Source organism: Mycobacterium sp. (assembly GCF_032162605.1).
Lineage (GTDB): Bacteria > Actinomycetota > Actinomycetes > Mycobacteriales > Mycobacteriaceae > Mycobacterium.
On record NZ_JAVROT010000339.1, the window covers coordinates 1 to 9,324 of the forward strand.

The 9,324-nt window shown below is 66.2% G+C and carries 8 protein-coding genes and 2 pseudogenes; 5 read left to right on the forward strand and 5 right to left on the reverse strand.

Annotated elements, in window-relative coordinates; genetic code table 11:
• A partial coding sequence (locus tag QOI01_RS19315) for an FAD-linked oxidase C-terminal domain-containing protein (RefSeq protein WP_526383761.1) occupies positions 1–57 on the forward strand: 57 nt, incomplete at its 5' end.
• A gap of 99 nt (positions 58–156) precedes the next feature.
• On the opposite strand, the gene QOI01_RS19320 is transcribed toward QOI01_RS19315, so the two are convergent.
• Positions 157–390 carry a hypothetical protein gene (locus tag QOI01_RS19320; protein WP_526383748.1) on the reverse strand — a complete coding sequence of 78 codons (234 nt, stop codon included), beginning with the start codon at positions 388–390 and terminating at the stop codon, positions 157–159.
• Between the two features lie 271 nt (positions 391–661).
• On the opposite strand from QOI01_RS19320, the gene QOI01_RS19325 reads away from it, so the two are divergent.
• Positions 662–1,933 carry a cytochrome P450 gene (locus QOI01_RS19325; protein ID WP_526383750.1) on the forward strand — a complete coding sequence of 424 codons (1,272 nt, stop codon included), beginning with the start codon at positions 662–664 and terminating at the stop codon, positions 1,931–1,933.
• Entirely contained in the window at positions 1,933–2,517 is a 585-nt protein-coding gene (locus tag QOI01_RS19330; protein ID WP_526383752.1) for a TetR/AcrR family transcriptional regulator, read from the forward strand. Before QOI01_RS19325 ends, QOI01_RS19330 begins: the two co-directional genes overlap by 1 nt.
• Before the next feature lies 1 nt (position 2,518).
• Here QOI01_RS19330 and QOI01_RS19335 read toward each other — a convergent pair whose 3' ends face one another.
• The 4 genes and pseudogenes from QOI01_RS19335 to QOI01_RS19350 form a co-directional block, all read right to left on the reverse strand.
• Positions 2,519–4,897, reverse strand: coding sequence for an arylsulfatase (locus tag QOI01_RS19335; RefSeq protein WP_526383753.1), 2,379 nt, complete (start codon positions 4,895–4,897; stop codon positions 2,519–2,521).
• Between the two features lie 128 nt (positions 4,898–5,025).
• Positions 5,026–5,235, reverse strand: a pseudogene (locus tag QOI01_RS19340) (SIP domain-containing protein); the annotation flags it as partial.
• A 65-nt stretch (positions 5,236–5,300) separates the two neighbouring features.
• A complete protein-coding gene (locus tag QOI01_RS19345) occupies positions 5,301–6,452 on the reverse strand; it encodes an acyltransferase family protein (RefSeq protein WP_526383755.1) in 1,152 nt (383 codons plus the stop codon).
• Positions 6,449–8,122 (reverse strand): DEAD/DEAH box helicase, encoded by a 1,674-nt coding sequence (locus QOI01_RS19350; RefSeq protein WP_526383757.1) that lies wholly within the window; start codon positions 8,120–8,122, stop codon positions 6,449–6,451. The genes QOI01_RS19345 and QOI01_RS19350 overlap by 4 nt, the downstream gene beginning before the upstream one ends.
• 102 nt (positions 8,123–8,224) lie before the next feature.
• Here QOI01_RS19350 and QOI01_RS19355 point away from each other — a divergent pair, with 102 nt between their 5' ends.
• Positions 8,225–8,770 (forward strand): LppP/LprE family lipoprotein, encoded by a 546-nt coding sequence (locus tag QOI01_RS19355; RefSeq protein WP_526383759.1) that lies wholly within the window; start codon positions 8,225–8,227, stop codon positions 8,768–8,770.
• 37 nt (positions 8,771–8,807) lie between these two features.
• A pseudogene (locus tag QOI01_RS19360) lies at positions 8,808–9,324 on the forward strand (nuclease); the annotation flags it as partial.

Consider the following 9,324-nt stretch of genomic DNA (forward strand, 5'->3'; position numbering starts at 1 on the left):
CGCATCAAGAGGGCACTCGACCCCGACAACATCCTCAACCCCGGCGCCGCGATCTAGCTCCGGTCTGCTGCGTCCACCGCGCGCCGATCTGTCGGTCGGCGGTCCCAATACGAACGAGCCCTCCCCCCTCAGGGGGAAGGCTCGCCGTTTCAAGGCTCAGTTCATGTGATTCGGGCCGTGGTGGTTATGCCAGCCGGGGGCCTGCGTCGGCACGGGCTTGGCATAGGTGTCCGGGTAGTACTGATAGCCGGGGCCGCTCGGCGCAGGCGCGGTGGTGGTTGGCGTGGCGTTCGCCATGCCGGCCAGGCCGAGGGCCGCGCCGCCGATGATCCCGGCGGCTATAGCGGGCACGGCGATGAAGCGGGTGCAGGTGCGGGTGATACTCGTCATCTCATCAATCCTTTTGTGTGAGTGTGTATTTCGTTTTAACCCCCGGGTGCATTCCGGCGATGGGACAACTATGACGCGGCGCGGGCGCGATGTATGTCGGGCAAACAGTGGAGGTACCGGATGAACTCGAGGTCCACTGAATGGGGGATACGCGACGGGCGGCCGAGCGTGCGCAACCTGCCAAGTCCACCCGGCGTGTCGCGGACAGACACGCGCGCTCGCGCCACGAGGGAACCTTGACAAGGAGACACCATTGTCGTATTCATGAGACATGTCAGCCATATTGTCTCAGAACAGTTCAGCCCGGTTCCAGCTGGCGAACGCCGCGACCTGGGTCGAACCGTGGCCCATGTACCGGGCACTGCGCGACCGCGACCCCGCGCATCACGTCGTGCCGGACAACCCCGACCACGACTACTACGTGTTGTCACGGCACGGCGACATCTTCACCGCCGCCCGCGACCACCAGACGTTCTCCTCCGCCCAGGGTCTGACGGTCAACTACGGCGAGCTCGAGATGATCGGACTGGCCGACAACCCGCCGATGGTCATGCAGGACCCACCGGTGCACACCGAGTTCCGCAAGCTGGTGTCGCGTGGCTTCACCCCGCGCCAGGTCGAGGCGATTGAGCCGAAGGTCCGCGACTACGTGAGAGAACGGATCGATCGCATCCTCAAGAACGGCGGGGGCGACATCGTAGCCGAGCTGTTCAAGCCGCTGCCGTCGATGGTCGTCGCGCACTATCTCGGGGTGCCCGAGTCCGACCGCGACCAGTTCGACGGTTGGACCGACGCGATCGTCGCCGCCAACACCGCCGAGGGCGGCATCGGCGGGGCGCTCGAGACACTCGGCGACGCGCTGGGCGCGATGATGTCGTACTTCACCGCGCTGATCGAACGCCGACGCGTCCAGCCCGAGGACGACACCGTCTCGCACCTGGTTGCCGCAGGCGTCGGCGCCGACGGCGACATCACGGGCGTGCTGTCGATCCTCGCATTCACGTTCACCATGGTCACCGGCGGCAACGACACCACCACCGGCATGCTCGGCGGGTCGGTACAGCTGCTGCATCAGCGGCCCGATCAACGACGGCTGCTGGTCGAAAACCCGGAATTGATAGGCGATTCCGTCGACGAGTTCCTGCGTCTAACCTCCCCCGTGCAGATGCTGGGCCGCACGGTGACCCGCGACGTGACCATCGCAGACACCATGATCCCCGAGGGCCGCCGGGTGATGTTCCTGTACGGGTCGGGCAACCGCGACGAGCGCCAGTACGGCGACGATGCCGGCGACCTCGACGTCACGCGCAAGCCGCGCAACATCCTGACCTTCAGCCACGGCGCGCACCACTGCCTGGGCGCAGCGGCGGCCCGCATGCAGTCGCGAGTGGCACTGCAGGAGCTCCTGGCGCGCATTCCCGACTTCGAGGTCGACGAGGCCGAAATAGTATGGGCGGGCGGCAGTTACGTGCGCCGACCGCTGTCGGTGCCGTTTCGGGTTCGGCGGTCGGGAGCGAAGCGACCCGGGATTTCGGTCCAGTAATGGCCGACTGGCTAGCCGAAAGCCGGACCGGGGCCGCGGCGGATCGGATCCTCGACGCCGCCGACGAACTGTTCGCGCAGCACGATGCGGCGAGTGTGGGCATGAACGAGGTCGCCAAGGCGGCGGGGTGTTCCCGCGCGACGCTGTACCGCTACTTCGAGAATCGCGATTCGCTCTACACCGCCTACGTCCACCGGGAGGCCCACCGGGTTTTCCGCGAGTTGGGCGAGCAGGTCACCGCCGCAGGCGAGCCCGGCGCGCAACTCGTCGAGGGCATCATCGCGTCGCTGCGTCAGGTCCGCGAAAGCCCGGCGCTGTCATCGTGGTTCGCGCCCACTCAGCGCCCCATCGGCGGCGAGATGGCCGAGCGCTCCGAGGTGATCAAGGCGCGCACTGAGGCCTATCTGGCGGCGCTGGGCGTGCAGGACGTCGAGCGGCGAGCTCGCTGGCTGCTGCGCGTCATGGTCTCGCTACTCGTGTTCCCAGGCCACGACGAGGCCGAGGAGCGCGCGATGCTCGAGGAGTTCGTGCTGCCTGCCCTGATGACAGAGCTGGCGCCGAGGCTGGGCGACGCGGCGCGCTGAGCTACTGCCGCGCCATTGCCACCCGGAAGCGTTCGTCGGGGTCGATGTAGTGGTCGGCGTCCTTGGCGTCCTCACCCAGATCGATTCGTACCCAGTCGATCTTGCCGCTGAAGCGGCTGGTGTGGGCGGTGTAGTCCGGGCTGACGGTGGTGCCGGACTCGTAGCCGACGTCGGTCGTCTCGTCGGCGGAGAAGATGAAGCCCTGCGTTTGGTCGACGCGGCCGCTGCCGACTTCCTTGCCGTCATAGTAGAGCGTCACGTCGCCGCCCTTGCCCATGCCGCCGCCGTCGTACTCGAACTCCATGCGTACCTGGGAGGTACCGGCGGGAACAGGCTCGGTCGCTTCGATGTCGTACGACTTGATGCCAAGCACGTTGTAGTGAAACTTGGCTCGACCGTCCTTTGCGTAAAGACTCCAGCCGCCGAATCGACCACCCTGGGCGATGATCACGCCTTCGGCGCCGTCGGCAGGCACGTCCACCTCAGAGGTGACGGCGAACGATTTGTTCTTGATGTCGACCACGCTGTTCTCCGACAGTCGGCCCATGCCCGCGAACAGCAACTGGCTGTTGCCCTTGATCAACGATGGCCGGCCGGCGCTTGCGGGGTTGATGCGCTCGATCTGGCGGTCATCGAGCGGAAGCACGTTGTACTTCACCGCTTCGATCAGCCAAAGGCGCTGCAGCTCGTGCAGTTTCTCCGGATTCTCCTTCGACAGGTCATTGGCCTGTGTCCAGTCGCTGTTGCCGTCGTAGAGCTCCCACACGTCGTCGTCGAAGGCTGGCATCACGGCTCCCCCCATCGCCCACGGCGTGCGGTGCTTGGTCACCGCGCTCCAGCCCTTGTGGTAAATGCCGCGATTGCAGAACATCTCGAAGTACTGGGTCTGGTGGCGCTCGGCCGCATCGGCGTCGTTGAAGCTGTAGAGCATGCTGGTGCCCTCATAGGGGCTCTGCAGCACGCCATTGACGAGTGTCGGCGCCACGATGCCAGCCGCTTCCAGCACGGTGGGCGCCAGGTCGATGACGTGGGTGAATTGATTACGCAGGCCGCCCTTGTCCGCGATTCCCTTGGGCCAGTGCACGATCGTGCCGTTGCGGGTGCCGCCCCAGTGCGACGCCACCTGCTTGGTCCACTGGTACGGCGAATCCATCGCCCACGCCCAGCCCACCGCGTAGTGGCCATAGGAACCCTCGCCACCGAACTCGTCGATCTTCGACGCCAGGAACTCGGGGGTCTCGATGTCGGCCATGCCGTTGAAGTTGGCCATCTCGTTGAATGCACCCTGCAGCGTGCCCTCCGCCGACGCCCCGTTGTCACCGACGATGAGGTAGACAAGCGTGTCGTCGAGCACCGGCCCGAGGGAATCGAGCAACCGACCAACATGGTGGTCGGTGTGCTCCAGGAACGCGGCGTACACCTCCATCTCACGCTCGAGCACGGGCCGCAGCGCCGGATCCATGTCGTCCCAGGCCGGGATCTCCGCGTCACGCGGAGTCAGCACGGCGTCTGGGCCGATGACGCCCAGTTCCTTCTGCCGCTCGAACGTGAGCTCCCGCTGGCGGTCCCAGCCGTGAGCGAACTTGCCCCTGTACTTGTCGATCCACTCTTGTGGTACGTGGTGTGGCGCGTGCGTGGCCCCCGGCGCGAAGTACATGAAGAACGGCTTGTCGGGCAGCAGCGCCTTCTGCTGGCGCGCCCAGTTGATCGCCTTGTCGGTCAGGTCCTCGGTCAGGTGGTAACCCTCGGCCGCGGTCTTCGGCGGCTCGATGGGAGTGGTGCCCTCGTACAGTGCGGGATCCCATTGGTTGTTCTCGCCGCCGATGAAGCCGTAGAAGTACTCGAAACCGCCGCCGCCCGTCGGCCATGCGGTGAACGGACCGGCCGGGCTGGTCTGCCACACGGGAACCTCGTGGCACTTGCCGAATTGCGCCGTGGAATAACCGTTCAGCTTGAGCGTCAACGCCAACGGCGCCTTGGTGTTGGGGAGCACCGAGGTGTATCCGGGGGCAGCCGTGGCGGTTTCGGTGATGTTTCCCATGCCGACGGAATGGTGGTTACGTCCGGTCAGCAGCGCCTGGCGGGTCGGCGAGCACAGCGCAGTGGTGTGGAACCGGTTGTACTTCAGTCCCCCTGCGGCCAACTTTTCGAAGTTGGGCGTTTCACATGGTCCGCCGAAAGCGCTACTGGCGCCAAAGCCGACGTCGTCGATCAGGACGACCAACACGTTGGGCGCGCCCTCGGGCGGCCGTACATCCCTGATCGGCGGATAACTGGTATCGGGGTCCTTCGCGTCGTACGTCGTGAGTCCGATGTGCGCGACGTCGGGAACGGGAAGAATGTCACGCCGGACCAACGGCGTTTGATCGAGAGAGCTCATTGACGTCCACTCGCCGAAGTGATCGCCGCATGGACGATCTCGAAACGGGCTGCTCGCTTTCGAGACTCACAGCCTAGGTGGCAGCCGTCGGACGACGGGGCTCTTTGCAGAATGGCCGTCGTAACCGGTCAAGCCGCCCAGTAGGCCTTAGCCTTGACGGCCTTGCGCCGGATCCTGTAGTCCTCGCGGAAGATCTTGGCGACGGCACGGGTGGTGCGGTTGTCGCACGCGACCCAACCGAAGTGGTCCGCGGCGTCGTTCTTGCGGTCGATCCACGTGACCTCGCCCCTGGCGACCGGCAGCTCGCGGTCGTCGTCGTGCGCGGACTCGAGGAAGACCGGTCAACCCGCGCGACGGCGTCTGTGTTGCCATGCTTACCTCCAATCGACTTAGGTAAGCTAGCCTAACTAGTGCGAATCGCGGGAGCCTGGGTTCGCACCCGCGTAAGGCGGTGCAACAGCCAGGCCAACGGGATCGTCACCACCAGCGTGACGACGAAGAGCCAGAAGATCGAGCCGGTGTAGATCGGAAACCGCAGGATCTCCACCATCACCAACTCCATCGTGACCAGGTGGATCAGGAAGATCTCGTAGGAGATCTCACCGAGGAACACCATCGGCCGCGCGGCCAGGAGTCGCGTGTACCAACCCTGGGCGCCGTCGCTTCCCCTCAACGCCAGCGGGGCCACCACCAGCGTCGAGATCAGCGCGTAGAAGAACGCCTTCGCCAGCCCCTCGCGCAGTTCTGCCGGTGACGTCGTCGGCGCGCCCGCGATCGGGGTCGCGGCGATGAAGTAGCAGACCAGCGCCAACGGAATGCAGATCATCGCGTAGGCGCGCACCCCCAGTGGAAGCAGGGCGGCAAGCAGCATGCCCCCGACGAACCACATCAGATATGTGGGCAGCCACAGCGGCGCGCCGTCGGGCAGGAAGCCGGTGGTGTGGACCAGGACCAGCCACGCCGGGCTGATGAGCGACAGCACCAGGAGTCCGAGGATCAGGCGCACCGGGTGCCACTGCCTGCGACACAGCACCACCAACAGCAGGTATGCCAGCATCGGCAACGCCACATAGAACGCGGCCTCGACGGCGAGGCTCCACATCTGCGTCAGCCCCTGGTGCAGGTAGGAGAAGAGATAGTCGTCGGTGTAGATCTGCGTCAACGTCAGGTTGCGGAACAACCCCATCCAGGTATGACCGGGATTCGGCCCCGCCGTGCGGAAGTTGTACACGAGGAAGGCCGCGAGCACCGTGATGACGTAGGCCGGCATGATGCGCCGCACCCGGTGCCAGGCGTAGCGGCGAACCGACGGCGGCTTTGCACCCGAGGCATTGGCCCGCACCCACGGCGTGAACAACAGGAAGCCCGACAGCACGAAGAAGATCGGGACGCCGATCTCCGCGCGCGAGAACAACAGCCCGACGTAGCCGTGCGTGTACTTGCCCGTGGTGTACGCGGCATGCGTCAGCATCACCAGGATTGCGGCGACCGCGCGAATGCCGGTCAGGGCGGCTACCCGTCCAGATGATCGCCTAGGGGAGTCAGCCGACGTCACTTCGACTGGTGGTGGTGCGGCGGACCGTGGTCGGGCCGAAGGTTGATGAGAACACCCGAGATGCGGGTGTGCTCGAGCTTCTTCAGCGTCTCCCTCGACAACTTCGCGGGCAGCTCGACCGTCGAGTGGTCCATCTTGATGGTGATGTGGCCGAAGTCGCTGCGGTGCAAGCCACCCTCGTTGGCGATCGCGCCCACGATCGAACCGGGACCGACCTTGTGGCGCTTCCCGACCGCGATGCGGTACGTCGCGAGGTCGTCGCGGTTGCGGTCCCGCGACTTGCGCGGCGGACCGTCTTCACGTGCCGGCCGCTCCTTGCGCTTCTCCGGGGGCGGCTCCGTCATCAGGAACTCGCCACCGCCACGGCTCTGGACCGCCAGCGCAGCGGCGATCTCGGCCGTCGGCACGTCGTGGTCGCGCTCGTAACCCTCGATCAGCTTGCGGAACAACTCGATTCCCGGTGCGTTCAGGGCCTCGGTGATCGATTCGCGGAACTTCTCCACCCGCTTGTCGTTGACGTCGTCGACCGACGGCAGCAGGGACTCGACGAGCTTCTGCCGGGAGACCCGCTCGATCGAATTCAGGAGGTGCTTCTCGCGGGGCGTGACGAACAGCACCGCCGCGCCGGACCGGCCCGCCCGGCCGGTGCGACCGATGCGGTGGACGTAGGACTCGGGATCGTGCGGGATGTCGTAGTTCAGCACGTGTGAGATGCGCTCCACGTCGAGACCGCGCGCCGCCACGTCGGTGGCGATCAGGATGTCGATCGTCCCGTCCTTGAGCTGCGCGATGGTCCGTTCGCGCACGGCCTGAGCGATGTCGCCGTTGATCGCGGCAGCCGAGAATCCCCGCGCGCGAAGCTTCTCGGCGACCTCCTCGGTGGCCTGCTTGGTCCGGACGAACACGATCATCGCCTCGAACGGCTCTACCTCGAGCAGCCGAGTGAGCGCGTCCATCTTGCGCGGCCCGGCCACCTGGATGTAGCGCTGCGAAATGTTTTCCGCGGTGGCGGTTTTCGACTTCACCGTGACCTGGACGGGGTCGTGCAGGTACTTGGAGGTGATCTTGCGGATGGCGGGCGGCATGGTGGCCGAGAACAACGCCACCTGCTTGTACTCGGGCGTGTCGGAGAGAATCCGCTCGACGTCCTCGGCGAAGCCCATCTGCAGCATCTCGTCGGCCTCGTCGAGCACCATGTAGTCGAGGTGCGAGAGGTCGAGGCTGCCCTTCTCCAGGTGGTCGATCACCCGGCCGGGTGTGCCGACCACCACCTGGGCGCCGCGCTTCAGCCCGGCCAGCTGTGGACCGTACGACGATCCGCCGTACACCGGCAGGACGTGCACCGGGAGGTGCGCACCGTATCGGCTGAACGCCTCCGCCACCTGCAGCGCCAGCTCCCGCGTCGGAGCCAGCACCAACGCCTGCGTGGTGCGACTGGAGGTGTCGATCCTGGACAGGATCGGGATGGCGAAGGCCGCGGTCTTGCCGGTTCCGGTCTGCGCCAGCCCGACGACGTCGGAACCCGCCATCATCGGCGGAATCGTGGCCGCCTGGATTGCTGACGGCGATTCGTAACCGACGTCGGCGAGTGCCTGCAGCACCGAAGGGTGAATCTGCAGGTCAGCAAAGGTCACTTCCGCGCTCTTCGCGTCGGGTTCTTCAGACGTCATCGAGGTTGCAGTCTACGGGTACTCGCAGCTCTCCCCCACGATGAGGCCATGATGACGTCCAGGCCTCTCGGCCGCCCTTCATAATGTCCCAGTGATGTCCCAGTGAGGTGGTTCGCGGTTCTGGCGGCAGTCGCGGTACTCGCAGGCTGCGGGGCGAGCGACTCGACGGTGTCCAAGACGCCCGCGGCCACGGTCGCACCTGTACAGACGGCTCCCCCGGCACCTTCCCCGACGGTCGCCTCCGGTCCGTCGCCCGCACCTGCGCCCGCCGACCCGTGCGCCATCAACCTGGCTGCGCCCGAGATCGCGAAGGCCGTTTCCGAGCTGCCCCGCGACCCGCGCAGCGGCCAGCCGTGGAGCTCAGAACCCCTGGCGGGCAACTACAGCGAATGCGCGCAGCTGTCGGCGATCGTCATCAAGGCCAACACCAACGCCGACAACCCGAACACCCGCGCCGTGCTGTTTCACCTCGGCAAGGTCATCCCCACGGGCGTGCCAGACACCTACGGCTTCAACGGCATCGACGAGACGGCCACCACTGGCGACACGATCGCCCTGATGTACCTCGACGAGACCAGCAAGCTCAAGAGCATCGTGCGATTCCGCTGGAACGGCAACGGTGTGGAACTGATCGGCAACACCGGCTAGCCGCTCGACGTCGGCGTCCTGACCTACAGTTGCGGACGTGTTCGTCTTGGGCGATGGGGGCGACGACCGCGTCGTCTACAGCGCATCCGATCTCGCCGCCGCAGCGCGGTGCGAGTACGCGCTGCTTCGCGCCTTCGACGCGAAACTGGGACGCAGCCCGAGGATCGAAGTCGAGGACGAACTGCTCGCCCGCACTTCGACTCTCGGTGACGAGCACGAACGCCGCCAGTTGGACGACCTGCGCGCCGAGTTCGGCGACGTCACGGTGATCGGCCGCCCCACGTACACCGCCGCGGGCCTGCGCGCCGCGGCCGACCAGACCAGGCGCGCGGTCGAGGACCGTTCGTCGGTCATCTACCAGGCGGCGATGTTCGACGGTCGGTTCGTCGGCTTCGCCGACTTCCTGGTGCTCGACGGAGATCGCTACCGGCTGCGGGACACCAAGCTCGCGCGCTCGGTCAAGGCGGAGGCCCTGCTGCAACTCGCGGCCTACGCCGACACGCTGACCAACACCGGCGTCCCGGTGGCCGACGAGGTCGACCTGGTGCTCGGCG

Excerpts from the sequence above, each read along its gene's own strand:
- QOI01_RS19350 (WP_526383757.1), bottom strand. The coding sequence starts at position 8,122 with ATGACGTCTGAAGAACCCGACGCGAAGAGCGCGGAAGTGACCTTTGCT.
- QOI01_RS19325 (WP_526383750.1), top strand. The coding sequence starts at position 662 with ATGTCAGCCATATTGTCTCAGAACAGTTCAGCCCGGTTCCAGCTGGCG.
- QOI01_RS19330 (WP_526383752.1), top strand. The coding sequence starts at position 1,933 with ATGGCCGACTGGCTAGCCGAAAGCCGGACCGGGGCCGCGGCGGATCGG.
- QOI01_RS19335 (WP_526383753.1), bottom strand. The coding sequence starts at position 4,897 with ATGAGCTCTCTCGATCAAACGCCGTTGGTCCGGCGTGACATTCTTCCC.
- QOI01_RS19320 (WP_526383748.1), bottom strand. The coding sequence starts at position 390 with ATGACGAGTATCACCCGCACCTGCACCCGCTTCATCGCCGTGCCCGCT.